Origin of the sequence: Enterobacter sichuanensis, assembly GCF_009036245.1 — a bacterium.
Lineage (GTDB): Bacteria > Pseudomonadota > Gammaproteobacteria > Enterobacterales > Enterobacteriaceae > Enterobacter > Enterobacter sichuanensis.
Window position 1 is genome coordinate 3,006,632 of sequence record NZ_CP027986.1, and the last position, 24,017, is coordinate 3,030,648.

A 24,017-nucleotide genomic window follows, 5' to 3' on the forward strand; every position below is an offset into this window, starting at 1 on the left:
ATCAACATAACAATGAAACGTTCTCATCTTTGGGTTTTAAATCCGTGCTTGCTTGCAATGCTTTCTACCTCTGCGTGGGCAGAAGAACAAAAGGAAGAAAATATCGTTGTCTCCGCCAGCCGCGCGCACCGCAGCGTGGCGGAGATGGCGCAGACCACCTGGGTTATTGAGCGGGCTGAAATTGAGCAGCAGGTTCAGGGGGGAAAAGAGATTAAAGACGTGCTGGCGCAGCTGATACCGGGCATGGACGTCAGCAGCCAGGGGCGTACCAACTACGGTATGAACCTGCGCGGCCGTTCTATGATGGTGATGGTGGACGGCGTACGTCTGAACTCGTCCCGCAGCGACAGCCGTCAGCTTGACTCGATCGATCCGTTCAACATCGACCGTATCGAAGTGATCTCCGGCGCCACCTCGCTCTACGGCGGCGGCAGTACCGGGGGTCTGGTGAACATCGTCACCAAAAAAGGCCAGCCGGAGACTGAGGTTGAGTTCCAGACCGGTGCCAAAAGCGGCTTTAACAGCCATAACGATTACGATGAGAACGTGTCGGCGGCGGTCAGCGGCGGGAATGATAACGCGTCCGGCCGTCTGTCGGTCTCCTATCAGCGCTACGGCGGCTGGTATGACGGCAAGGGCGACGAGGTGATTATCGATAACACCCAGACCGGCTTACAATATTCCGACCGTATTGATGTGATGGGCACGGGCACCATCAACATTGACGATCACCAGCAGCTGCAGTTAACCACGCAGTACTACAAGAGCGAATCCGACGGCAAGCACGGCCTGTATCTCGGGAAGAACTTCTCGGCGGTAACGGGTGATGCCACGGCGTATAACAAAAACAACCTGGACTCTGACCGTATTCCCGGCACCGAGCGCCATCTGATTAACCTGCAGTACTCCAATACCGATTTCTGGGGTCAGGACCTGGTTGCGCAGATCTACTATCGTGATGAGAGCCTGACCTACTACCCGTTCCCGACCCTGAGCAAAGGGGCGGTGACCAGCATTGGCGCCTCCCAGCAGAAAACCGATTTTTACGGCGGCAAGCTGACGCTGAACAGCAAACCGGTGGATGACCTGACGCTGACCTGGGGTGTGGATGCCGATCACGAAACCTTCGATGCCAACCAGCAGTTCTTCGACCTGAGCAAAGCGGCGGCGAGCGGCGGCATGAAGCTCGACAACGCCTATAACGTGGGCCGTTATCCGGGTTACAGCATCACCAACCTCGCCCCGTTCCTGCAGGCGAGCTACGACATTGACGCCATTACCCTGAGCGGCGGCGTGCGCTACCAGTACACCGAAAACAAGGTGGATGATTTTGTCGGTTACGCCCAGCAGCAGGCCATCGCCACCGGCAAGGCCACCTCTGCCGATGCGGTACCGGGTGGGAAAACGGATTACAACAACTTCCTGTTTAACGCCGGGATCCTTGGCCGCCTGACCGAACAGCAGCAGCTGTGGTTTAACTTCTCTCAGGGCTTCGAAATTCCTGACCTGGCGAAATATTACGGCTCCGGCACCTATCAGCTTGTCGACGGGCACTATCGTCTGGTTAACAGCGTGAACGTGAACGATTCGAAACTGGATGGCATCAAGGTCAACGCGTATGAGCTGGGCTGGCGTTATACCGGGGATAACCTGCGTACGCAGGTCGCGGCCTATTACTCGCTCTCGGATAAAACCATCACCATCAACAAGACGGACATGACGATTAACCTCGAAGACGACAAGCGTCGTATCTACGGGGTGGAAGGTCAGGTGGACTATTTCTTCACCGACAGCGACTGGAGCACGGGCGCAAACTTCAACGCCATTAAGTCCGAAACCCGTGAAAACGGCAAATGGGAGAAGCTGACGGTTGACAGCGCCAGCCCGTCGAAAGCCAGCGCCTGGGTCAACTGGGCACCGGGCGACTGGACCCTGCGCGTGCAGAGTACGCAGACCTTTGACGTCTCTGATGCCGACGGCAAGAAGATCGATGGCTATAACACCGTCGACTTCCTTGGCAGCTACGCCCTGCCGGTGGGTAAAGTCAGCTTCAGCGTGGAAAACCTGCTGGACAAAGACTACACCACCGCCTGGGGACAGCGCGCACCGGGGCTGTATAGCCCAACGTATGGCGCACCGGGTCTGTATACCTATAAAGGCCGTGGCCGCACGTTTGGTCTGAACTACTCCGTCCTGTTCTAAGTCATCGCGCCGCCTGCCTGCGGGCGGCGCACTTCCTGTGTAATTTCACCGCGATTTTGCTATAAAATCAGCGATTTGCTGAAATTGTCGGCAAACGATCAAAAAGGGTGTTTTCCCCCTTTGACAAGGCGTACTGAGGTCGTTACTATGCGCCTCGTTCACACGATTCCTCTGTAGTTCAGTCGGTAGAACGGCGGACTGTTAATCCGTATGTCACTGGTTCGAGTCCAGTCAGAGGAGCCAAATTTGAAAAGCCTGCTTTTAAAGCAGGCTTTTTGCTTTTCTGCGGTCGGAAAATTAGCCGGGTGGCGGAAAGCCCCTAACACTCAGGGCAGCCTGGCAATCACCTTAATCTCAAACTGGAATCCGTAAAGCCACGTCACGCCGATCCCGGTCAACGTAGGGTAAGGCGCTTCCCCCCAATATTCTGGCAGGATACTCCAGATAGCGTCGAGGTTTGTCTCGGGATCGACGACAAAGAGGGTCACGTCAACCACATCACCGAACGTGCAGCCCGCAGCCGCGAGAACATGAAACCACTCCCTCATATGCTGAATCAGATAAACGGCAACCGGCCAATATGTCAGTAATACTAACTCAGGCCGTAAGATACTGATGATATTCGCCATAACGAATTTCTTGTAATGGCTGTTTATCATCTTCAATGAAGCGTTTTTTCACACAGACAGGAAAACAGGAATCATGATAAAGCTGATTGGCATGATGGATTCACCTTACGTACGGCGCGTAGCGGTCTCCCTGGAACTTTATGGCGTTGCGTTTGAAAGCCAGCCGCTGTCGGTATTCAGCACATTTGAGGAATTTTCCCGGATCAACCCTGCGGTAAAAGCGCCCACGCTCATTCTGGAGAATGGAACGCGTCTGATGGATTCGTCGCTGATACTGAATTATTTTGAGGCCCAGGCTGCCCCTGAACGGAGACTGCTGCCCGTGGCACCGGATGCGCTGGCAAACGATCTGCAGACGCTGGGCTTTATCCTCGCCGCCGCGGAGAAAGCGGTACAAAATGTGTATGAACACAACCTGCGCCCGGCGGAGAAGCAGCATAGTTCATGGGTCGAGCGCATTACCGTCCAGTTGCTGGCAGCCTGCAAAGAATGGAACACGCTGCTGGAGGCGCGTCCGGCCAGCCCCCTGCCCGACCAGGTCGCCATTACCAGTACGGTGGTCTGGACGTTTATTCAGTCGATGATCCCTCACGTCGTTAACACAGCGGATTTCAGAAAGATTCGGGCGGTTACTGATGCCTTCGAGGCGCAAGCGGTCTTCAAAAAATATCCTTTCAACTAAATAACAGGCCCGGTCAGCACGACCGGGCAAGCCAGCGCTTAAATCTGATAATCAATCGCCACTTCTTCCGGCTCCATTACCTGGCGTTTAATCTCATCAACGGACAGCCCGGCATTGCAGAGCTCGATAAAGCGCCACACATAGTTGCGCTGAAGCTGTCCGCGCTTGAGGCCCAGCCATACGGTATTGGCGTCAAACAGATGACGTGTATCCAGACGCACCAGGTTCCCGGCTTCGCGCTCGCCTCCGGACTGTTCCGCCACCAGACCAATGCCCAGCCCCAGCTCGACGTAAGTTTTAATCACATCGGAATCCTGCGCGCTGAGCACCACATCCGGCGTTAACCCTTTACGGTTGAAGGCTTCATCAATGCGTGAACGTCCGGTAATGCCCTGGCGGTAGGTAATCAGTGGCCATTTTGCGATCTCCTCCAGCGTCAGCGGAGAGACCTGATTCAGGGGATGATCGACCGGAAGTAACAGACTGTGATACCAGCGGAACCACGGGAAGGCCACCAGCAGCGGGTCGTTGCTCAGGCGTTCACTGGCGATGCCGATATCCGCCCCACCGTTTTGCAACAGCACTTCAATCTCCTGCGGCGTGCCCTGGATAAGCTCCAGACGCACCTCCGGGAAGAGTTCGCGGAAGGCTTTAATCACCGGCGGCAGGCTGTAGCGCGCCTGGGTATGGGTGGTGGCGATGGTGAGCACGCCGGAGGCATCATTGGTAAAGAGATCGGCCAGACGACGCACGTTGCTGGCCTCGTTGAGGATCCGCTCCGCGATAGTGAGCAATGCCTTACCAGGCTCTGTCATGCCGAGCAGGCGCTTACCGCGGCGGATAAAGATCTCTATCCCCAGCTCCTCTTCCAGCTCGCGGATATGGCGGCTGACGCCGGACTGAGAGGTATAAAGCATATTGGCGACCTCGGTCAGGTTGTAATCCCGCCTGGCCGCCTCACGGATAATTTTAAGTTGCTGGAAATTCACGATTCACTCCGGCGCATCTGACATAGCTCTATTGTTAGAGTCAGCTGAGCTGCAGAACAAATAATAAAAACCAGCATCTTATGCTTTTATGGAATATCAGCTCACGAGCTGAAGTTCGCGGTTCTCAAGCGATGGTTTGCTGACCAGCGACATCAAAATCTCTTTCACCGCCTGCGCCTGCGGCGACAGCGAGCCGCGTGCGGACATATTCAGCGACAGCGGCAGGCTCATTGAAGGCGTGGTGATGCGCGCCATCCAGGCGTTTGCCGCGCTGCACAGCGAACGCGCGGCAGATTCCGGCAGCACCGTGACCCCCATTCCGCTGGCAATGGCTGCGGTCAGCGTGGAGATCGAGTCGATCTCGCCGATGATTTTTGCCGTCAGGCGGCGCAGGGAGAAGGCTTCGTCCACGCGCACGCGCACGGCGCTGTAATCGCGCGGCAGATAGAGGTTCATCTCTGCCACCGCGGTAAGGTCAACGCTCTGGCCCGGACAGTCGCGGGTGCCCACAAGATAAAGATCTTCTTTCAGCAGCGGCTGGCTGGTGATCCCGGCGACCGGGGAGCGATCGTAAAGCACCGCCATATCCAGCTGGCCGCTGAGCAGTTTGTCATTCAGTACGGACCCACTGTTTTCGTGCAGATACACCAGCACTTCTGGCAGCTCAGCGCGAACCGCCTGCAGCAATGGCATGGTAATAGATGATGCGGCCGTTCCCGGCGCCAGACCGATAGAAACATGCCCGCTCAACGTCTGGCCAACGTTATGAACCGCCAGTTGCGCCTGTTCACACTGGCGAAGGATGGTGCGCGCGTGGGTATAAAGGATTTTACCGGCTTCCGTTGGCGTAACGCCGCGTTTGGTGCGGATCAACAGCTGCTGATCCATCTCGCCTTCCAGAGTAGCCACCTGCTGGCTCAGCGCAGGCTGCGCGATGTGCAGCACTTCCGCCGCTTGAGTCAGGCTGCCGATATCGACGATTTTTACGAAGTATTTCAGTCGTCTTAAGTTCATTTTGCCCCCTGTTCGAAATGCTGTGCCGGAACCGGCTGTCGTTGTTGAACAGGTTTTGCAATATGAATGCCAGTTTTACCAGGCGGTCTGAATTGTTCGCTAACCACCTGAAAATAAGGAATCCTAATCATGGAGGGGGCTTTTATTACTGAAACAGCAGTTTATGATCTGCCCCATTAGAGGTATATCCGCACCAAAGCAGTGCATTCCGCTGTCAAAAACGCCACTTTGCCGATTTTGTCAGCAAACGATCAAAAGGCGTTGATCCACCCTTTGACAAGGGAGACGCAGGTCGATAATATGCGCCCCGTTCACACGATTCCTCTGTAGTTCAGTCGGTAGAACGGCGGACTGTTAATCCGTATGTCACTGGTTCGAGTCCAGTCAGAGGAGCCAAATTTGAAAAGCCTGCTTTTAAAGCAGGCTTTTTGCTTTTCTGGGTTGGGTTAAATTGTCGGGTGGCGAAAATGTCCTCAATTGCCGAGCTTCACCGGCATCCCTGACCGCCGTTCCAGCTCAGCAGCTGCCCCCTCGTTGATCAACTCTGTCCGCAGCGCGGCCGATATCGGCAGCGGCACTTTCCGGGTCGATTCAAATTCCGCACGGTTACGTGACAACGGCTCATGCACTTCCACCCAGCGGCTACCGTCCGGCTCGGTGGTGACTTTAACGGGCTGATCGATAAGCTGTACCCGGGTTCCGACCGGAACGTTATCGAACAGGTATTTGATGTCGTTATTGCGCAGACGAATACAGCCCTGGCTCACCCGCAGCCCGATGCCAAAATTCGAGTTGGTGCCGTGAATGGCGTACAGCCTGCCGATATAAATGGCATACAGCCCCATCGGGTTATCCGGCCCGGCAGGCACGAATGCAGGCAGCGTTTTGCCTTCTGCCGCATAGGCGCGGCGCGTATTGGGCGTCGGCGACCATGTCGGTCCCTCCTGCTTACGCTCAACCGCCGTCACCCAGTTACGCGGCGTTTCGCGCCCGGCCTGACCGATGCCAATGGGCAGGACTTCTACGGTAGTGCCGCCGGGCGGATAATAGTAGAGGCGCATTTCTGCCGCATTGACGATAATGCCCTCACGAACGGTGTCAGGCAGAATCAGCTGCTGGGGAATAACCAGCCGGGTACCGGATTTGGGCAAAAAAGGATCCACGCCCGGGTTCGCTTCCAGCATATTACTTAGCCCCTGACCGTACTGTGCGGCAAACGCCTCGAGCGGTAACGTATTGCGATCCGGCACGGTGATGACCTGCGCGCTTCCCACCAGTCGGCTGCCCATCGGCGGCAACGGATAGCTCACCGCCTGCACGCTCTGGCTGATAAGCAACGCAGCAAGACACCCCAACACCTCTTTACGACACATCGTCCCTTCCTCCGTCGCTTCGTTCTTCACTAAGCATAGCGTAGCCGTTTTGCATTACCCATCAGGAAATAAAATCAGTTTGCACAGGCTCCCTGTCGCGGTAGTCTCATAAGTTCCGTTTACGTGACGGCCGCTTTGTGAGTGACTTTTTCTTATACCAATAATTAAAAATCAGTGCAGACAGGACAACTATGGATTCCACTCTCACCTCCACACATCCCACCGAGGAGACACCTTCGCTCAATCGTGCCCGCCGCGCCGCCCTCGGCAGCTTCGCGGGTGCCGTCGTCGACTGGTATGATTTTCTGCTCTACGGCATTACCGCCGCCCTGGTCTTTAACCGCGAGTTCTTTCCACAGGTCAGCCCCGCGATGGGCACCCTCGCCGCGTTTGCCACCTTCGGCGTCGGCTTTCTGTTTCGCCCGCTGGGGGGCGTGATCTTCGGCCACTTCGGCGACCGCCTCGGTCGCAAACGTATGCTGATGCTCACCGTCTGGATGATGGGGATCGCCACCGCGCTGATTGGCATCCTCCCTTCGTTTTCCACCATTGGCTGGTGGGCACCGGTACTGCTGGTTACCCTGCGCGCCATTCAGGGGTTCGCCGTGGGCGGCGAGTGGGGCGGCGCGGCGCTGTTATCGGTTGAGAGCGCGCCAAAAAATAAGAAAGCGTTTTACAGCAGCGGCGTACAGGTCGGGTATGGCGTGGGTCTGCTCCTCTCTACCGGGCTGGTCTCCTTAATCAGCCAGCTCACCACCGACGAGCAGTTCCTGAGCTGGGGCTGGCGCATTCCGTTCATCTTCAGCATCGTGCTGGTCATCGCCGCGCTGTGGATCCGTAACGGGATGGAAGAGTCCGCTGAATTCGAACAGCAGCTGGAAATACCTGCCGTCAAAAAGCGGCTGCCGGTGATGGAAGCCCTGGTGCAGCACCCTGGCGCTTTTCTGAAAATTATCGCCCTGCGCCTGTGCGAACTGCTGACGATGTATATCGTCACCGCGTTTGCGCTGAACTACTCAACGCAGAATCTCGGTCTGCCGCGTGAGCTGTTTCTGAATATCGGCCTGGTGGTCGGCGGGATCAGCTGCCTGACCATCCCCTGTTTCGCCTGGCTGGCGGACCGCTTTGGTCGACGTCGCGTTTATATCACCGGGGCGCTGGTGGGAACCCTCAGCGCCTGGCCCTTCTTTATGGCGCTGGAGGCTCAGTCGATCTTCTGGATTGTCTTCTTTGCCATTATGCTCGCGAACATCGCTCACGATATGGTGGTTTGCGTCCAGCAGCCGATGTTTACCGAACTGTTCGGCGCCAGCTACCGCTACAGCGGAGCAGGCGTGGGTTACCAGGTTGCAAGCGTCGTCGGCGGCGGCTTTACCCCCTTTATTGCCGCCGCGCTGGTGACCTTCTCCGGCGGAAACTGGCACAGCGTGGCGATTTATCTGCTGGCCGGCTGCCTGCTCTCTGCGGCGACGGCGCTTCTGATGAAAGAGACGCACCACCGCTGATCTCACTTTTGTTTCACAGGCGTGTGACATACTATCGGGTAGAGTCGCACACCTGTGGAACAAGGAGACAGAGATGAATAATAAGGGCTCCAGCCTGACCCCGGCTCAGGCGCTGGAAAAACTCGACGCACTGTATGAACAGTCCGTCAACGCGCTGCGCAGCGCCATTAGCGAGTATATCGACACAGGGAAACTCCCCGACGAAAAGGCCAGAAGCGAGGGCCTTTTTGTTTATCCGTCGCTCTCTGTAACCTGGGACGGCAGCGCCAGCACCACGCCGAAAACCCGCGCCTATGCCCGTTTTACCCACTCCGGCTGCTACAGCACCACCGTCACCCGCCCTGCACTGTTCCGTCCTTATCTTGAAGAGCAGCTCACGCTGCTGTACCAGGACTACGGTGCGCACATCGCCGTTGAGCCTTCCCAGCACGAGATCCCCTATCCGTACGTGATTGACGGTTCGGCGTTAACGCTGGACCGCTCCATGAGCGCGGGCCTGACCCGCCACTTCCCGACGACGGAACTTTCGCAGATTGGCGATGAAACGGCTGACGGCATTTATCACCCGGCAGAGTTTTCTCCTCTGTCACATTTTGATGCCCGCCGGGTCGATTTCTCCCTGGCGCGCCTGCGTCACTACACCGGTACGCCAGCCGAACATTTTCAACCCTTCGTGCTCTTTACCAACTACACCCGCTACGTCGATGAGTTTGTCCGCTGGGGATGCAGCCAGATCCTCGACCCGGAGAGCCCTTACATCGCGCTCTCCTGTGCCGGCGGGATCTGGATCACTGCGGAGACCGAAGCCCCCGAGCAGCTGATTTCCGACCTGGCGTGGAAAAAGCATCAGATGCCAGCCTGGCACCTGATCACCGCCGACGGTCAGGGCATTACGTTGATTAACATTGGCGTCGGCCCGTCGAATGCGAAAACCATCTGCGACCATCTGGCAGTTCTGCGCCCGGACGTGTGGCTGATGATTGGCCACTGCGGCGGCCTGCGCGAAAGCCAGCTGATTGGCGATTACGTGCTCGCCCACGCCTATCTGCGTGATGACCATGTGCTTGACGCCGTACTGCCTCCGGATATTCCCATCCCAAGCATCGCCGAGGTCCAGCGTGCGTTGTATGACGCCACCAAAGAGGTGAGCGGCATGCCGGGCGAAGAAGTTAAGCAGCGCCTGCGCACCGGCACGGTCGTCACTACGGACGATCGCAACTGGGAGCTGCGCTACTCCGCCTCCGCGCTGCGGTTTAACCTGAGCCGCGCGGTGGCGATTGATATGGAAAGCGCCACCATCGCCGCGCAGGGCTATCGCTTCCGCGTCCCCTACGGCACGCTGCTGTGCGTCTCCGATAAACCACTGCACGGCGAAATTAAGCTGCCGGGCCAGGCCAACCGTTTCTATGAAGGGGCGATATCCGAACATCTGCAGATTGGCATCCGCGCTATTGACCTGCTGCGGGCGGAAGGGGACAGGCTCCATTCCCGCAAGCTGCGCACCTTCAACGAGCCGCCGTTCCGCTAATGACGACAAGGATAAATAATGTACAGCACATCACCTCTCTCTGCCCTGCGCCAGTGGCTTGAAGCCAGCCATCTCGACGGAATGATCGTCCCGCGCGCCGATGCCTGGCAGAGTGAATACTGCGCGCCCTACGATGAAAAGCTGGCCTGGCTGACGGGCTTTGACGGTTCGGCCGGCGTGGCGCTGGTGCTGCAGGACAAAGCACTGCTGTTCGTCGATGGCCGCTATCAGGTTCAGGCGCGCGTGCAGGTCAACACGGATGAGATTGAGATCCACCACCTGCATAACGAGCCGCTGGCGCAATGGCTGGCGGAAAACGTGGGGGCAGGCACGCGCATCGGTTTTGACCCGCTGCTGATGACCAATACGGAGTTTGATCAGCTATCCGCCACAGCGTGCGAACTGGTGCCATTGACCGAATCGCCTTTTGATACTCTATGGACTGACCGCCCTGTCGCACCGGCGGGGCTAATCCGTAACATGCCGGTTGAACTCAGCGGTGAAAGCAGCGCAGATAAACGTCAGCGCGTTGCCGCCGTGCTGGCCGCCAGCAAGGCCGATTATCTGGCCGTTACCCTGCCGGATAATATCGCCTGGCTGCTGAACGTGCGAGGAGCAGATATCCCTTACAGCCCGGTACCGCTCTCTTTTGTCGTGCTGGGTCGAGACGGTCACGTTGAGTGGTTTGTTAACGACAATAAGCTCAGCGCCCTGCCAGACGCCGTGCGCAATGCGTTCACTATTGCGCCGCAGGACGCCTTTATCGAGCGCTGCCAGCGGCTTGCTGCCGGTAAACGGGTAATGGTAGATGCCGATTCCGCGCCGGTAGCCCTGCGCTTCGCTATTGAGCCACAGGGAGAGATTGTCTGGCGGACCGACCCTATAACCCTGATGAAGGCCACCAAAAACCCGGTCGAACTGGCGGGTTACCGCGAGTGTCATCACCAGGACGGTGCCGCATGGGTCAACTTCCTTGCCTGGCTGAGCCGTGAAGTGCCGCAGCGCGAGGCGGCAGGAAACCCGCTAACCGAGCTGGAGGTTCAGGCGCAACAGCTTGCGTTCCGTAAACAGCAGCCCGGGTTTATCGAGCAAAGCTTTGCCACCATCTCCGCCTCCTCCAGCAATGCGGCGATGTGCCATTACCATTCGAGCGAGGCCAGCAACAAGCCCATCGTTCATGACCACTTTTACCTGAACGATTCCGGCGGTCAGTATGCTAATGGCACTACCGATGCCACGCGCACGCTGGCCTGGGGTCAGGTCGACCCGCAGCAGCGCCTGCACTACACCGCCGTATTGAGAGGTTTCCTGTCGCTGATTACCCTGCAGTTTCCGTCAGGAACCCAGGGACATCAGCTGGATGCTTTCGCGCGTCGTCCATTGTGGGAGATGGGGCTGGATTACGATCACGGTACGGGGCATGGCGTGGGGCATCAGCTTCTGATCCATGAAAACCCGCATCGTATTGCCAAAAAGGTCAACCCGTGGCCGCTGGTGGCGGGCAATATCATGACTATCGAACCGGGATATTATCTGGGCGATAGCCACGGCATCCGCATCGAAAACCAGGTAGAAATCGTTGAGAGCCGCCCGGGATTCTGCAAATTTGCTTCGCTGACGCTGATCCCCATTGACCTGAGTCAGGTCGAGCTGGATCTGTTAAGCGAGCAGGAAAAAGCGTGGCTGGATGCATATCACCAGCAGGTACGTGAGGCGCTGTTACCCCTGGTGAACAGCGAAGCGCGTTCGTGGCTGGAAGCGGCGACGGCGCCGATTAGCGTGTAATTTCGTGCGGTCTGGTGCCCTCACCCCAACCCTCTCCCACGGGAGAGGGTGCACACACTAAAAACGGCAACCGGGTTGCCGTTTTGCATTTACCTTGCGCAGAAAAGCAAAAAGCCTGCTTCAAAAGCAGGCTTTTCAAATTTGGCTCCTCTGACTGGACTCGAACCAGTGACATACGGATTAACAGTCCGCCGTTCTACCGACTGAACTACAGAGGAATCGTGTGAACGGGGCGCATATTATCGATGCTCCCCCATGATGTCAAAGGCAGAATGCATATTTCCGATCGTTTGCCGAATTATTCTCCATTTCGCGCAATTGTCAGGCATTATGACGCGGATATTTCCACAGCCAGCGCCCGCTGACCATGCGCCAGTAGAACAGTGCACCGCGCACGGCCCAGTCGAGGAACATCCCCAGCCAGACGCCGATCACGCCCCATCCGAGCATCACCCCGAGCGTATACCCGGCAACGACGCGACATCCCCACATGCCAAGCATTGAAACCCACATCGCAAAACGGGCGTCCCGCGCGCCTTTCAGACCGGCGGGCAGTACCCATGAGGCCGCCCAGATGGGCATAAAGGCCGCGTTGAGCCAGATGAGGACTTTTACGACCTCTTTCACGTCATCTTCGTGGGTATAGAACGAAGCCATCAGACCGGCAAACGGCGCGGTGCCCCAGGCAATCAGCGTCAGCCCAATCGTCGACAGCCAGAACACGTGACGCAACTGCCGCTCCGCCTGGCCTATCTGCCCTTTCCCGAGCCGTTTGCCGGTAATGATGGTCGATGCCGACCCCAGCGCGTTACCCGGCAGGTTAATCAGCGAGGCAATGGAAAAGGCAATGAAGTTACCGGCGATAACGTCGGTGCCCATCCCGGCGACAAACATCTGCGTCAGCAGTTTCCCGCCGTTAAACAACACCGATTCAATGCTCGCGGGAATACCAATCCCCATGACTTCCCAGATAATGGCGAAATTAAAGGGGCGGAAATAGCTTTTCAGCGTAAGACGCAGCGAAGGCGTGATCCCCGCCATCAGCACCCCAATAATGGCCGCCGCACCGATATAGCGTGAAATGGTTAACCCCAGCCCGGCGCCGATGAACCCCAGTCCATCCCATGAGAACACGCCGTAGATCAGCACGCTGCTGATCATGATATTCAGGATATTCATTCCGCCGTTGATCAGCAGCGGGATTTTGGTATTACCCGCCCCACGTAGCGCGCCGCTGCCAATCAGCGCAATGGCTGCCGCCGGGTAGCTTATGACGGTCATCTCGAGATAGGTCAGCGCCAGGTCTTTTACCTCACTGGTGGCTTCCCCGGCGACAAAGTCGATAATCTCTTTACCGAAATAGTGGATCAGCGCCGCCAGAACGATCGAAAAAATAGTCATGATCATCAGCGACTGGCGGGCCGCCTCGCGGGCACGTTTGGGGTCAAGCTTGCCAAGGCTAAAGGCCACCACCACCGTCGTCCCGAGATCTATAGCGGCAAAGAACGAGATCACCACCATGTTAAAGCTGTCCGCCAGCCCTACCCCGGCCATCGCCTCTTTCCCCAGCCAGCTCACCAGGAAGGTGCTCAGCACGCCCATTAACAGAACGCAGGTGTTTTCCAGAAAGATAGGCACAGCAAGAGGGGTGATTTCACGCCAGAACAGAACACGATAGCTTTTACGTTTTGCATACCATGGCGTGCGCGTTATCGCCTGGCGTAAGGAGGCAGTGACGTTCAAAATGGACCTTAGCGAGAAAAGTTGAAACTCCATTTCAAATGATGGGGGACAAATGCTAATCCTGCAAAGTATTTTCCTTAAAAAGATGTGTGGATTTACAACAAACTGATGACAGAATCAGCAATCAGTCGTTTTTCTCTAAGATCAGGTTTGACAAAACTTTTTTCGCCGCTAAGATAAGCCTCCACAACGATTCCTCTGTAGTTCAGTCGGTAGAACGGCGGACTGTTAATCCGTATGTCACTGGTTCGAGTCCAGTCAGAGGAGCCAAATTTAAAAAGCCTGCTTTTAAAGCAGGCTTTTTGCTTTGCGGATGAGGGAAAATGAACGCTCTGTTTGTCTACGGCACGCTGCGCCCGGGCCACTCTAATGCGCATATTCTGGAAAACATCGGCGGCGAATGGCTGCCCGGCTTTGTATCCGGCACGTTTTACGAACGCGGCTGGGGCGCTGCAGCTGATTTCCCGGGCATCGTGCTCCACCCCGATGGCCCCCGCGTTGAAGGCTATCTGTTTATCTCTGATAACCTTGCCGCACACTGGCCAATGCTGGATGAATTTGAAGACGGCTACGATCGGGTTGAGGTGACGGTGACGACCCATGAAGGTAAACGGGTAAATGCCTGGATTTATCAGCTTCAGCCGCGTTCTGAATCATAAAAAAAGGCTCTCTGTCACCAGAGAGCCTTTTTCACGATTCGCTGCGATTACTCGCTTTTTGCTTCGCCGTTTTTGATTTCGCCCATCACTTTCAGCTTCTTAGAGATGTCACGACGCTCTTTGGACAGCTCAGCGTTTTTGATGATGTAGTCATCAACGCGGTCTTCATAGTCGCTCTTCATGCTGGCGATGATGCCCTGAATAGCTTCAACGCTCATACCCGGCTTGATGTAGTCGCTCAGGTTGTCGAGCAGCAGAACACGTTTCTGGTTGTCACGGATCTTCTTCTCAACGTCCTGGATTTCACGCTGCAGCTTGTTTTTGCGGCGGAACAGGCGGACGAATTCCAGAACATCCTGGAACGAAGGCTTGGTAGTTTCCATTTTTACACCCCTGATAATGTGAGATTCGGATTCGTTAAAGCAACCGTTGTAACAATAACCTTACTGACAGCGGCTGCGAATGACAATGGCTATATCGTTTAAAGCTATCATAACCCCAATTGCTGCTGAATCGAAGCAGCAGGCGTCACATACGCCTTTTATTTGCGCAGCGCCCGGCAAATCAGGTGCGATAACAGCTCAAGCTGTCGCGCCAGCTCCATGCTCAGCCAGACATAACCGTGAATCGGCGTTTCTGCCACGTTATCGCTCTGACGCTCGTTGATCAGCAGCTTCAGCTCCGCCACGATTTCGTTGAGACGTTCGCTGTTCGCCAGGATCGGCTGCGGGTTGCCTTCGTAGAGCGCATGAGCGATGGTCAACAGCGTTTGCTGCGTCATCATCTGAGTCTCTTTGAGCGTCTGCGCGTTAAGCATCAACAGGTGGCTGGGGCGCGAGGCCCAGTGCGCATTGATTTGCAGCTCAAGCATGCACACCAGATTGCGGCTTACCGTCTGGATGGCTTCGAAAATCGCTTTCTGAATATGGGTTTCCTTGCTGGCGGGCGTGATCAGACCGCGCATTTTGACCACGTCGTTGAGGATAGTTTGCAGATGCTTTTCCAGCCGGGGACGTTCAACCAGGTTTGGAGAAAAACCGGCCTGATAGACGCGGTTAAATGCGGTCACATAGTTGGCCATCTGAATACGCCAGTGCAAGAAAGCGCGCTGCGGCCAGATACCGGTGAAGAGCATGGCCAGCAGTGAACCGAGGATAACATCCCCGCTTCGCCAGAGCGCGGTAGTCATATCCCCGGCAGGGGCGCCGACCACCACCGCGAGAGTAATACCAATCAGCAACGCCTGATATGGCTTTTTGCCCAGCGCCAGCCAGCCGCACAGGAACATGGCGGCACCACACCATGCCAGCATGACCGGAAACGAAATAAGCTCCAGCTTCAGGGCGATAAGCCCAAGTGCCGAGCCTGACACGGTCCCACCAATTCGCTCGAAGGCGCGTGGGACGACGTTTCCCCAAAACGAGATGGGCCCCATCACCACCACCAGCGTGATCAGCGGCCACGTCCCTTCCGGGATATCCAGCAAACGGACCAGTACAAACGTCAATACGAACGCCAGCGCAATGCGACACCCATGCACCACGCGGTAGTGTTTGTATAACCGAATTTCAAAAGGGGTTAATGATTTGTCGGGACGCACACCCGCTCTCCAGCTACACGGCAAATCACAATTGTACTGTGTTTTCAGCCGGGCGGATCGCTCCCGGCTGAAAAACCCTTCATTTAACAAGCTTAAACGGGTTTGTGCTCCACCGCGATAAACATCTCAATATCCCAGTAGCCGTCTGCATTGCCGTCATTGAGATAGCGCTCGAAGCAGGGTTTGAGCGCCATCTGGTATTTATTGTCCTGCAACAGGGAATTGAAGAACTGATACCACGGCGTCGCGAAGTCGTAGTTTTCCACGCGGGCCGTTGCCACAGCATAGTCCCCACCCGCGATTTCCGTCATCATGACGCCTTCACTGTTTTCCGGAATGATGAAATCGTCCGGCACCGTGACGGCCGTATCACAGCGCAATTTTTCTGCCGGGACCTCATCCGGGTTGTCGTAGTAGACCGCAACCCACTCCAGCGGCTGAATGTGACGCCCGTCCACCCACATCACCAGCTGTTCAAAGCCCTGTTTTACCGTATGTTCCCACGGCCCGACCAAATGAAAACCGGCAATCTTACGTTTCTGTTGCTGCTTAATGCTGTAGTCCATGCTGCCTCCATTTATTACTGTATATTTATACACTATAAAGCGGATTGTGCGGGTTCAGCAAACGTGAAGTGTTTATTATGTGAGCAGACTCGCAACCCTGCCAGTCTGCTCAACGGCACTTAAAGCGCGTGATGCAGATAATCGCTCAGGCGGGAGAACATGCCGCCTTTATCAACGGCTTCCAGCGTCACCAGCGGCCAGTGCGCCACCACTTTGTCGCGATCATAGAGCTGGATCTCCCCGACCCGCTGATGCGCGGCAATCGGTGCTTCCAGCTCTTTTTTGTCCAGCACGTACTTAGCTTTGATGTTTGGCACTTCCGCTTTCGGCAGGGCCAGCCAGAAGTCCTGGTCGGTGCCCAGCTTCACCTGTTCTTTATCGCCGTACCAGATTCGCTCTGTCCCCACCTTTTTACCGTTATGCAGGATCTGGACGGTATCGAAATTCTGCTGCCCCCAGTGCAGGAGTTTCCGGGCCTGGTCCTCACGCCCTTTCGGGCTGTCCGCGCCCATTACCACGGCAATCAAACGACGCTGACCGTCAACGGCAGACGCAATCAGGTTAAAGCCCGCCCCCGAGGTGTGCCCCGTTTTCAGCCCGTCCACGTTCATGGTTTTATCCCACAGCAGACCGTTGCGGTTTTGCTGGGTGATCCCGTTCCAGGTAAGGCTCTTTTCGCTGTACATATGGTAAAACTCAGGCTCGCCGTGGATGATGGCCCGGGAGAGGACGGCCAAATCGTAGGCTGAACTGTGCTGGCCCGGCGCGTCCAGCCCGTGGACGGTTTCAAAGTGCGTATCGCGCAGGTTCAGCTTTTGCACATAGTCATTCATCATCTTCACAAACTGCGGCTGGCCGCCCGCCACGTGATCGGCCAGCGCCACGCAGGCGTCGTTACCGGAATCGACAATCAGACCACGGCTCAGATCGCGTACGGAGACACGATCGCCCTCTTTCAGGAACATGAGCGACGATCCGTCAAAAACCGGGTTCCCTTTGGCCCACGCATCACGGCCGACGGTGACAATGTCCTCCGGGGAGATACGATGGCTGTCAATGGCCCGATCCACCACATAGCCCGTCATCAGCTTGGTCAGGCTCGCCGGATTACGTTGTTGATGTTCGTTGCCCGCCGTTAAGATCTGACCAGTCGTGTAATCCATCAGCACCCAGGAGCCCGCCTGAATGGCCGGCGGCTGCGGCGAAAAATCCAGTGGTTCGGCCGCAAAGGCAGATGAGACACTCGAAGCGAGTAAAGAAACAGCAATAAACAGACGGCGTTTCAACGGTATATCCTCAGGTCATTAAAAATCGATGACCTTTTTACGGGAGTTCCGCTGTCGTTACCTGGCTTAATTGCAAAAAAATGTGACAGAGCGCATATTTTTCTCTGAAGGCGACGCGCAAATTTGCGACATGGCGGCGCTTTTTATTCGGTCTGACCCGCACGATCGTTTACCATAGTGACGTCAATTTTTAACAGGATGGTATTACTGGTGTCTGACTCTGCCGCACGCCCGACTTTTTTATTCCACGACTACGAAACCTTTGGCACACACCCGGCGCTGGACCGACCGGCGCAGTTTGCCGCCATCCGCACCGACGACGAATTCAATATCATTGGCGAGCCTGAGGTTTTTTACTGCAAACCCGCAGATGACTATCTGCCTCAGCCTAGCGCGGTGATGGTCACCGGGATCACCCCTCAGGAAGCGCGGGAGAAAGGCGTTAACGAGGCAGAGTTCGCCCGCCGCATCCACGATCTGTTTACCGTTCCCCATACCTGCGTGGTGGGGTACAACAACATCCGTTTCGATGATGAAGTGACGCGCAACATCTTCTATCGTAACTTCTACGATCCCTATGCCTGGAGCTGGCAGAACCGCAATTCGCGCTGGGATTTGCTCGACATCATGCGCGCCTGCTACGCGCTGCGTCCTGAAGGCATCAACTGGCCAGAAAATGAAGAAGGACTCCCCAGCTTCCGGCTGGAGCACCTGACGCGTGCCAACGGCATTGAGCACAGCAATGCCCACGACGCGATGGCCGACGTCTATGCCACCATAGCCATGGCGAAACTGGTGAAAACTGCACAGCCCCGGCTGTTTGAGTATCTGCTGAGCCATCGCAGCAAGCAGAAGCTCATGACCCTTATCGACGTACCACAGATGAAACCCCTGGTGCATATTTCCGGCATGTTTGGGGCCTGGCGCGGCAATACCAGCTGGGTTGCCCCACTGGCGTGGCATCCGGACAACCGTAATGCGGTCATCATGGTGGATTTAGCCGGTGATATTTCACCGCTGCTGGAGCTCGACAGCGATACCCTGCGCGAACGGCTATACACGCCGAAAAATGAACTCGGCGATCTGCCTGCGGTACCGGTCAAACTGGTGCATATCAACAAATGCCCGGTCCTGGCGCAGGCGAATACGCTGCGCCCGGAAGATGCGGACAGGCTGGGCATTAACCGCCAGCACTGCCTCGATAACCTGAGAGTGCTGCGTGAAAATCCGCAGGTGCGGGAGAAAGTGGTGGCCATTTTTGCTGAAGCCGAGCCGTTTGTGCCGTCTGAAAACGTGGATGCTCAGCTGTACAATGGGTTCTTCAGCGATGCCGATCGCGCGGCCATGAACATCGTTCTGCAAACCGAGCCGCGTAACTTACCGGCGCTGGATATCACTTTCGCCGATAAACGCATCGAAAAACTGATGTTTAATTACCGGGCGCGTAACTTCCCCGGCACGCTGGATGAAGCGGAACAGGAACGCTGGCTGCAGCATCGTCGCAACGTGTTTACGCCAGAGTACCTGCACAGCTATGCACAGGAGCTGGAGATGCTTTACGGCCAGTATGAAGGGAATGCTGAGAAACAGGCACTGTTGAAATCTCTGTTCCAGTACGCGCAAGAGATAGTTTGATCGATGGGTATAAAAAAAGCCGGAGGCGATGTCTCCGGCTTTTTTTTGCCCGTTGGCGCAGCGCTTACGCGGGCCTACGGGTTTTGGAGGTCGGGTAAGGCGTAGCCGCCACCCGACACAGTATTACGCGACGTCTTCGTACTGCGGAACCGGGTTACGGAAGCTCTTCGTGACGCAGGCCAGATAAACCAGGCCGATACCCGCCCAGATCAGGCCAAGCACCATTGAGCTCTCTTCCAGGTTAACCCACAGCGCGCCTACGGTCAGCGCACCACACATCGGCAGGAACAGATACTGGAAGTGATCTTTCAGCGTTTTGTTACGCTTTTCACGGATCCAGAACTGAGAGATAACCGACAGGTTAACAAAGGTGAACGCCACCAGCGCACCGAAGTTAATCAGCGCCGTTGCCATCACCAGGTCAAAGTTGATTGCCAGAAGCGCAATAGCACCCACCAGGATGATGTTCATCGCCGGGGTACGCCAGGTTGGGTGAACGTAGCCGAAGAAGCTTTTCGGGAATACGCCATCACGACCCATAACGTACATCAGACGCGCAACGCCTGCATGAGCGGCCATACCGGACGCCAGTACAGTGATGGTGGAGAAGATCAGCGCGCCAACCTGGAACGCTTTACCCGCCACATAGAGCATAATTTCCGGCTGAGACGCATCCGGATCCTTGAAGCGGGAGATATCCGGGAAGTACAGCTGCAGGAAATAGGTCGAGAAGATAAAGATCAGACCACCAATCAGCGCCGTCAGGAAGATAGCACGCGGGATCACGCGCTCTGCATCTTTGGTTTCCTCAGACAGGTTGCTGATCCCGTCAAAACCGGTAAAGGAGAAGCAGAGAATGGTCGCCCCGGTAATCATCGGGATCACATGCGCATCACCAGACCAGAACGGCTTGCTGCTCGCCAGCGTGCCCGCGCCTTCGCCGTGGAACACACCGTAGATCACCATGCCAAGAATAACGGCAATCAGCACAACCTGAAGCACAACAATAACGGAGTTAAAGTTGGCGACAGACTTAATGCTGCGCAGGTTAAAGGCGGTCATAAAGGCCACCAGCGCCACGACGAACATCCAGGATGGAATCGACGGCACCAGCGCTTCAAAATAGATTTTTGCCAGCAGAATGTTGATCATCGGCGCGAACAGATAGTCGAGCAGCGAAGACCAGCCCACCATAAAGCCCACTGTCGGACTGATGGATTTCTGGGCATAGGTGTAGGCGGAACCCGCAGACGGATAGCGACGCACCAGTTTACCGTAGCTCAGCGCGGTAAAGAGGATCGCCACCAGCGCGAAGGCGTAAGCCGTCGGCACATGACCGTCAGTGAGGCCTGATACGATACCGAATGTATCAAACAGCGTCATTGGTTGCATATAGGCCAGACCCATCATGACAACCGGAATCAACGTAAGCGTTTTACGTAATTCCACGCGAGAGGTGTTTGGAGTTGCGTTATGCGACATAGTTATTCTCCTTTACGGTGATAACCGCCACGTAAGCGAAAAATTGCCCCATTTCTTTCTTCCTCAGCGACAACAACTGTCGGATTTTAGTAAATATCTATCCGGTACGAAGCCCGGCCTCTTGGTTTTTAGTTTCGTTTCGTACATGCAAAAAAAAATAACCGACGCCTTTTATATCGTCGATTATTCATTTGGTTGCAGCGGCGGCATTTTGCCCCACATCGGATACAAAAGGCAATACTTTGCAACGCAGCGGGGAATTTTCTTTTTGCTAACTGGCTGATTTCTCGACACTGCCCTGCGCATAAACAGCAGCGATAGCACTATTTGCTAAAATTTCGTCCCGCCACCAGGCACTGGCCAGCCCGGCGGTCTGTTCATTCCAGCCCACCCACACCGATTCGTTGCTGTTTTGAGCAAGTACCTGTTTTTCAACAAGCGCACCGCTATCGATAAAGCGCTGCGCCAGATAGCGGGGTAAATAGCCGCAACCCAGACCGCTTATCTGCAGCTCCAGTTTGGTTTTAAAGTCAAAAACGGTAATCGCTTCCTGTTCATCAAGCAGTTGCGAGGAAACCGCACATTCCGGACGCGAACTGTCCCCAACCACTATTGCGCGGTAACCCTTAATCACGCGCCGGTTTATAGGTTCAGGCTCCTGCGCCAGCGGATGATGGGGCGCCACGGCGAAGACCTGCTCCAGCACGCCCAGGCGGGCAAAACCAAAATCACTCAATTGGGGAGGCTCATGGAGTGCGCCAACAAAAATGTCTGCCCTGCCCTGGGTTAAGGCATCCCAGGATCCGCCCAGCACGCCATTGATGAAAATAAGCCGGGTCACGTTGTGGTGCTGGTAGAAGGCCTCAATCAGCGGCGTCAGGAGAGAAAAGGGAAAAGTGTCATCCACGCCAATCACCAGCTCGTTTTCCCACCCCTGGTGAAGCTTAATGGCCTGTTTTTCCAGTTCACGCACGGTATGGAGGACTTCACGTCCTTTTTCCAGCAGCATTTGTCCGGTACGGGTGAACCGCGCACGATGCCCGGAGCGATCGAGGATCTGAATATTGAGATCGCTTTCCAGCTTTTGAACGGTGTAGCTCAGCGCGGAAGGGGTTTTGAAGAGCTTTGCCGACGCAGCCGCAAAGCTCCCCTCTTTTTCCAGTGCATCCAGAATAATTAGAACATCCAGCAGCGGTTTCATGCTCGCCCCCCTTCTGGTGTGCGATCGTCTCCGCTGCGGGACTTATTCCATGGGCATCACCAGCGGATCGGGATACTGATACTCAAACCCCAGCTCATGACAAATGCGATTGCCATCAACAACTTTGCCTTTACCACCATCCTTTGCTTCCCCAAAAACCGGCGGAGCCAGACCCAACTGACGTGCCATCAGCGGGTAAAACGTGCTGCGCGTCGGATGAGACGGTGCACATATATTATAGATGTGTCCACCTTTTGGAGCCTGTAAGAGCAGTTCAATCGCGGCAATCACATCGTCTAAATGCACCAGATTGACGACATGCTGACCGTCTGGCGCAGACTTACCGGCAAAAAAACGTCCCGGATGGCGCCCGGGTCCAACCAGTCCCGCCAGACGCACAATATCAACCTGCGTACCGGGCAGATTATGCAGCCAGTCTTCCAGCTCTTTCAGAACCTGCCCGCTCGCGGTAACGGGACGGCGCTCGGAAGTCTCTTTTACGACGCCTTCCACCTCGCCATAGACAGAGGTCGAACTGGTAAAAATAATGCGGGGAACATGGTGCGCCAGCGCGCTGTCGACAATCTCCTGCATCGCCTGCAGATAAAATGATTCACCCGGCCCGCTGCGCCGGGCGGGTAAGGTGATCACCAGCGCATCGACGTTCATCAGCGTGTCCAGATCGTCAGCATCACATATCAGCTCCGGCTCAAGACGCAGCTCAACGCCATCAATACCGCACATGCGCGCTGCCTCGACCCCATCAGCTGTGGTTTTGCTTCCGGTCACCTGCCAGCCTTTTGCGGCTAATGACATCGCCAGCGGCATTCCCAGCCACCCTAAACCGACAATCGCGACCTTTTTCATGCGAATTCTCCTGACTCTCACTCTTCTTTCATAAGGCTACGCCAGCCCGGCAGAACACACAATTCATAGCATCAATATGAAATGAATTAATGATCAAAAAAAGCCCTTGCAATATGTCGCACAACTGGTTTAGGTTAAAAGACATCAAATGAATAAGCATTCATCGAGAATTTATATGACACGCGTTCAATTTAAACACCACCATCATCACCATCATCCTGACTAGTCTTTCAGGCGATGTGTGCTGGAAGACGTTTGGATCTTCCAGTGGTGCATGAACGCATGAGAAAGCCCCCGGAAGATCTTCTTCCGGGGGCTTTTTTTTGGACCGAATTCAGACAGGTTAAAACAGGTTAACGAGGAATAAAGAATGTTAGATAACTCACGCTTACGCATAGCTATTCAAAAATCAGGCCGTTTAAGTGACGATTCACGCGAACTGCTGGCCCGCTGCGGGATTAAAATCAACCTGCACACCCAGCGCCTGATTGCTCTGGCTGAAAACATGCCCATCGACATTCTGCGCGTGCGTGATGACGATATTCCCGGCCTGGTCATGGATGGGGTCGTTGACCTCGGCATCATCGGTGAAAACGTGCTGGAAGAAGAGCTGCTGACCCGCCGCGCGCAGGGTGAAGATCCGCGTTACTTCACCCTGCGTCGTCTGGATTTCGGCGGTTGCCGCCTGTCGCTGGCGACGCCGGTTGATGAAGCCTGGGACGGCCCGGCGGCGCTGAACGGCAAACGTATCGCCACCTCCTATCCTCACCTGTTAAAGCGTTACCTGGACCAGAAAGGCGTGCAGTTTAAATCCTGTCTGCTGAACGGCTCAGTTGAAGTGGCCCCGCGCGCGGGTCTGGCGGACGCCATCTGTGACCTGGTCTCCACCGGCGCGACGCTGGAAGCGAACGGCCTGCGCGAAGTGGAAGTGATCTACCGCTCCAAAGCATGCCTGATCCAGCGTGACGGCGAGATGGCCGACGCCAAGCAACAGCTGATCGACAAACTCCTGACCCGTATTCAGGGCGTGATTCAGGCGCGTGAATCCAAATACATCATGATGCACGCTCCGACCGAGCGTCTGGATGAGGTGATTGCCCTGCTGCCAGGCGCTGAGCGTCCGACCATCCTGCCGCTGGCGGGCGATCAGCAGCGCGTCGCGATGCACATGGTGAGCAGCGAAACCCTGTTCTGGGAAACCATGGAAAAACTGAAGGCATTGGGGGCAAGCTCTATTCTGGTGCTGCCAATTGAGAAGATGATGGAGTAAC

The 24,017-nt window shown here is 55.8% G+C and carries 21 protein-coding genes, 4 tRNA genes, 1 pseudogene and 1 other annotated feature; of the genes and pseudogenes, 12 read left to right on the forward strand and 14 right to left on the reverse strand.

The window, feature by feature from the left end; all coding sequences use genetic code 11:
- Positions 1-12 precede the first annotated feature (12 nt).
- Together C1N69_RS14560 and C1N69_RS14565 are read left to right on the forward strand one after the other, a co-directional pair.
- The gene (locus tag C1N69_RS14560) at positions 13-2,202 is read left to right on the forward strand and encodes a TonB-dependent siderophore receptor (RefSeq protein ID WP_155031438.1); all 2,190 of its coding nucleotides are present in this window, start codon (positions 13-15) and stop codon (positions 2,200-2,202) included.
- A 167-nt stretch (positions 2,203-2,369) separates the two neighbouring features.
- Positions 2,370-2,445 (forward strand) — tRNA-Asn (locus tag C1N69_RS14565).
- 83 nt (positions 2,446-2,528) lie between these two features.
- Here C1N69_RS14565 and C1N69_RS14570 read toward each other — a convergent pair.
- Positions 2,529-2,732, reverse strand: a pseudogene (locus C1N69_RS14570) (Rid family hydrolase); the annotation flags it as partial.
- A 172-nt stretch (positions 2,733-2,904) separates the two neighbouring features.
- Here C1N69_RS14570 and C1N69_RS14575 point away from each other — a divergent pair.
- Entirely contained in the window at positions 2,905-3,513 is a 609-nt protein-coding gene (locus C1N69_RS14575) for a glutathione S-transferase family protein (RefSeq protein WP_155031439.1), read from the forward strand.
- A 38-nt stretch (positions 3,514-3,551) separates the two neighbouring features.
- Here C1N69_RS14575 and cbl read toward each other — a convergent pair whose 3' ends face one another.
- The gene (gene cbl / locus C1N69_RS14580) at positions 3,552-4,502 is read right to left on the reverse strand and encodes an HTH-type transcriptional regulator Cbl (RefSeq protein ID WP_025759285.1); all 951 of its coding nucleotides are present in this window, start codon (positions 4,500-4,502) and stop codon (positions 3,552-3,554) included.
- A 96-nt stretch (positions 4,503-4,598) separates the two neighbouring features.
- Positions 4,599-5,516: a nitrogen assimilation transcriptional regulator NAC gene (gene nac / locus C1N69_RS14585; RefSeq protein WP_045286298.1), complete on the reverse strand. Its 918-nt coding sequence runs from the start codon at positions 5,514-5,516 to the stop codon at positions 4,599-4,601.
- A 320-nt stretch (positions 5,517-5,836) separates the two neighbouring features.
- Between nac and C1N69_RS14590 the strand changes: the two genes are divergently transcribed.
- A tRNA-Asn gene (locus C1N69_RS14590) sits at positions 5,837-5,912 on the forward strand.
- Positions 5,913-5,989: 77 nt separating this feature from the next.
- On the opposite strand, the gene ldtA is transcribed toward C1N69_RS14590, so the two are convergent.
- Positions 5,990-6,889 (reverse strand): L,D-transpeptidase, encoded by a 900-nt coding sequence (gene ldtA, locus C1N69_RS14595; RefSeq protein ID WP_155031440.1) that lies wholly within the window; start codon positions 6,887-6,889, stop codon positions 5,990-5,992.
- Positions 6,890-7,080: 191 nt separating this feature from the next.
- Between ldtA and shiA the strand changes: the two genes are divergently transcribed.
- The 3 genes from shiA to C1N69_RS14610 all read left to right on the forward strand — a co-directional run bounded on the left by shiA (position 7,081) and on the right by C1N69_RS14610 (position 11,707).
- Positions 7,081-8,394, forward strand: a complete 1,314-nt coding sequence (gene shiA, locus C1N69_RS14600) for a shikimate transporter (RefSeq protein ID WP_155031441.1) — start codon at positions 7,081-7,083, stop codon at positions 8,392-8,394.
- Positions 8,395-8,467: 73 nt separating this feature from the next.
- Complete coding sequence (locus C1N69_RS14605; RefSeq protein ID WP_025759291.1) at positions 8,468-9,922, forward strand: AMP nucleosidase; 1,455 nt, start codon at positions 8,468-8,470, stop codon at positions 9,920-9,922.
- An 18-nt stretch (positions 9,923-9,940) separates the two neighbouring features.
- On the forward strand, positions 9,941-11,707 hold the full coding sequence (locus C1N69_RS14610) for an aminopeptidase P family protein (RefSeq protein WP_155031442.1): 1,767 nt from the start codon (positions 9,941-9,943) through the stop codon (positions 11,705-11,707).
- 142 nt (positions 11,708-11,849) lie between these two features.
- Here C1N69_RS14610 and C1N69_RS14615 read toward each other — a convergent pair.
- Both C1N69_RS14615 and emmdR read right to left on the reverse strand, forming a co-directional pair.
- Positions 11,850-11,925 (reverse strand) — tRNA-Asn (locus C1N69_RS14615).
- A 103-nt stretch (positions 11,926-12,028) separates the two neighbouring features.
- A complete protein-coding gene (gene emmdR / locus C1N69_RS14620) occupies positions 12,029-13,483 on the reverse strand; it encodes a multidrug efflux MATE transporter EmmdR (RefSeq protein WP_155031443.1) in 1,455 nt (484 codons plus the stop codon).
- Between the two features lie 161 nt (positions 13,484-13,644).
- Between emmdR and C1N69_RS14625 the strand changes: the two genes are divergently transcribed.
- Both C1N69_RS14625 and C1N69_RS14630 read left to right on the forward strand, forming a co-directional pair.
- Positions 13,645-13,720: transfer RNA gene (locus C1N69_RS14625), tRNA-Asn, on the forward strand.
- A gap of 53 nt (positions 13,721-13,773) precedes the next feature.
- A complete protein-coding gene (locus C1N69_RS14630; RefSeq protein WP_047959028.1) occupies positions 13,774-14,109 on the forward strand; it encodes a gamma-glutamylcyclotransferase family protein in 336 nt (111 codons plus the stop codon).
- Positions 14,110-14,156: 47 nt separating this feature from the next.
- Here C1N69_RS14630 and C1N69_RS14635 read toward each other — a convergent pair whose 3' ends face one another.
- From C1N69_RS14635 to dacD, 4 genes are all read right to left on the reverse strand, one after another.
- Complete coding sequence (locus C1N69_RS14635; RefSeq protein WP_008499467.1) at positions 14,157-14,492, reverse strand: DUF496 family protein; 336 nt, start codon at positions 14,490-14,492, stop codon at positions 14,157-14,159.
- A 158-nt stretch (positions 14,493-14,650) separates the two neighbouring features.
- The gene (locus C1N69_RS14640) at positions 14,651-15,709 is read right to left on the reverse strand and encodes an FUSC family protein (protein WP_025759299.1); all 1,059 of its coding nucleotides are present in this window, start codon (positions 15,707-15,709) and stop codon (positions 14,651-14,653) included.
- Between the two features lie 92 nt (positions 15,710-15,801).
- Positions 15,802-16,275 carry a DNA gyrase inhibitor SbmC gene (sbmC, locus tag C1N69_RS14645; RefSeq protein ID WP_025759300.1) on the reverse strand — a complete coding sequence of 158 codons (474 nt, stop codon included), beginning with the start codon at positions 16,273-16,275 and terminating at the stop codon, positions 15,802-15,804.
- 119 nt (positions 16,276-16,394) lie between these two features.
- Positions 16,395-17,561: a serine-type D-Ala-D-Ala carboxypeptidase DacD gene (gene dacD / locus C1N69_RS14650; protein ID WP_155031444.1), complete on the reverse strand. Its 1,167-nt coding sequence runs from the start codon at positions 17,559-17,561 to the stop codon at positions 16,395-16,397.
- Positions 17,562-17,759: 198 nt separating this feature from the next.
- Between dacD and sbcB the strand changes: the two genes are divergently transcribed.
- Positions 17,760-19,196 carry an exodeoxyribonuclease I gene (gene sbcB, locus C1N69_RS14655; RefSeq protein ID WP_420841812.1) on the forward strand — a complete coding sequence of 479 codons (1,437 nt, stop codon included), beginning with the start codon at positions 17,760-17,762 and terminating at the stop codon, positions 19,194-19,196.
- Between the two features lie 123 nt (positions 19,197-19,319).
- Here the strand turns inward: sbcB and plaP are convergent, their stop codons facing one another.
- From plaP to C1N69_RS14675, 4 genes are all read right to left on the reverse strand, one after another.
- Positions 19,320-20,678, reverse strand: coding sequence for a putrescine/proton symporter PlaP (gene plaP, locus C1N69_RS14660; RefSeq protein ID WP_014832589.1), 1,359 nt, complete (start codon positions 20,676-20,678; stop codon positions 19,320-19,322).
- Positions 20,668-20,730 carry a membrane protein YoeI gene (gene yoeI / locus C1N69_RS14665; RefSeq protein ID WP_099458931.1) on the reverse strand — a complete coding sequence of 21 codons (63 nt, stop codon included), beginning with the start codon at positions 20,728-20,730 and terminating at the stop codon, positions 20,668-20,670. Before yoeI ends, plaP begins: the two co-directional genes overlap by 11 nt.
- A 219-nt stretch (positions 20,731-20,949) precedes the next feature.
- Positions 20,950-21,879, reverse strand: coding sequence for a LysR substrate-binding domain-containing protein (locus C1N69_RS14670; RefSeq protein WP_059385176.1), 930 nt, complete (start codon positions 21,877-21,879; stop codon positions 20,950-20,952).
- Between the two features lie 42 nt (positions 21,880-21,921).
- Positions 21,922-22,746, reverse strand: a complete 825-nt coding sequence (locus C1N69_RS14675; protein WP_025759306.1) for an SDR family oxidoreductase — start codon at positions 22,744-22,746, stop codon at positions 21,922-21,924.
- A gap of 175 nt (positions 22,747-22,921) precedes the next feature.
- On the opposite strand from C1N69_RS14675, the gene hisL reads away from it, so the two are divergent.
- Both hisL and hisG read left to right on the forward strand, forming a co-directional pair.
- On the forward strand, positions 22,922-22,972 hold the full coding sequence (hisL, locus tag C1N69_RS14680; protein ID WP_001364200.1) for a his operon leader peptide: 51 nt from the start codon (positions 22,922-22,924) through the stop codon (positions 22,970-22,972).
- Positions 22,948-23,071 (forward strand) — a sequence feature (His leader region). It overlaps the preceding gene by 25 nt.
- 45 nt (positions 23,072-23,116) lie before the next feature.
- On the forward strand, positions 23,117-24,016 hold the full coding sequence (hisG, locus tag C1N69_RS14685) for an ATP phosphoribosyltransferase (RefSeq protein ID WP_000886595.1): 900 nt from the start codon (positions 23,117-23,119) through the stop codon (positions 24,014-24,016).
- Position 24,017: the final 1 nt, after the last annotated feature.

Bases quoted from the DNA above. Each gene is read 5' to 3' on its own strand.
- C1N69_RS14560 (WP_155031438.1), top strand. From the start codon at position 13: ATGAAACGTTCTCATCTTTGGGTTTTAAATCCGTGCTTGCTTGCAATG.
- C1N69_RS14575 (WP_155031439.1), top strand. From the start codon at position 2,905: ATGATAAAGCTGATTGGCATGATGGATTCACCTTACGTACGGCGCGTA.
- nac (WP_045286298.1), bottom strand. From the start codon at position 5,516: ATGAACTTAAGACGACTGAAATACTTCGTAAAAATCGTCGATATCGGC.
- ldtA (WP_155031440.1), bottom strand. From the start codon at position 6,889: ATGTGTCGTAAAGAGGTGTTGGGGTGTCTTGCTGCGTTGCTTATCAGC.
- shiA (WP_155031441.1), top strand. From the start codon at position 7,081: ATGGATTCCACTCTCACCTCCACACATCCCACCGAGGAGACACCTTCG.
- C1N69_RS14605 (WP_025759291.1), top strand. From the start codon at position 8,468: ATGAATAATAAGGGCTCCAGCCTGACCCCGGCTCAGGCGCTGGAAAAA.
- C1N69_RS14610 (WP_155031442.1), top strand. From the start codon at position 9,941: ATGTACAGCACATCACCTCTCTCTGCCCTGCGCCAGTGGCTTGAAGCC.
- emmdR (WP_155031443.1), bottom strand. From the start codon at position 13,483: ATGGAGTTTCAACTTTTCTCGCTAAGGTCCATTTTGAACGTCACTGCC.
- C1N69_RS14630 (WP_047959028.1), top strand. From the start codon at position 13,774: ATGAACGCTCTGTTTGTCTACGGCACGCTGCGCCCGGGCCACTCTAAT.
- C1N69_RS14635 (WP_008499467.1), bottom strand. From the start codon at position 14,492: ATGGAAACTACCAAGCCTTCGTTCCAGGATGTTCTGGAATTCGTCCGC.
- sbmC (WP_025759300.1), bottom strand. From the start codon at position 16,275: ATGGACTACAGCATTAAGCAGCAACAGAAACGTAAGATTGCCGGTTTT.
- sbcB (WP_420841812.1), top strand. From the start codon at position 17,760: ATGGTATTACTGGTGTCTGACTCTGCCGCACGCCCGACTTTTTTATTC.
- plaP (WP_014832589.1), bottom strand. From the start codon at position 20,678: ATGTCGCATAACGCAACTCCAAACACCTCTCGCGTGGAATTACGTAAA.
- C1N69_RS14670 (WP_059385176.1), bottom strand. From the start codon at position 21,879: ATGAAACCGCTGCTGGATGTTCTAATTATTCTGGATGCACTGGAAAAA.
- C1N69_RS14675 (WP_025759306.1), bottom strand. From the start codon at position 22,746: ATGAAAAAGGTCGCGATTGTCGGTTTAGGGTGGCTGGGAATGCCGCTG.
- hisG (WP_000886595.1), top strand. From the start codon at position 23,117: ATGTTAGATAACTCACGCTTACGCATAGCTATTCAAAAATCAGGCCGT.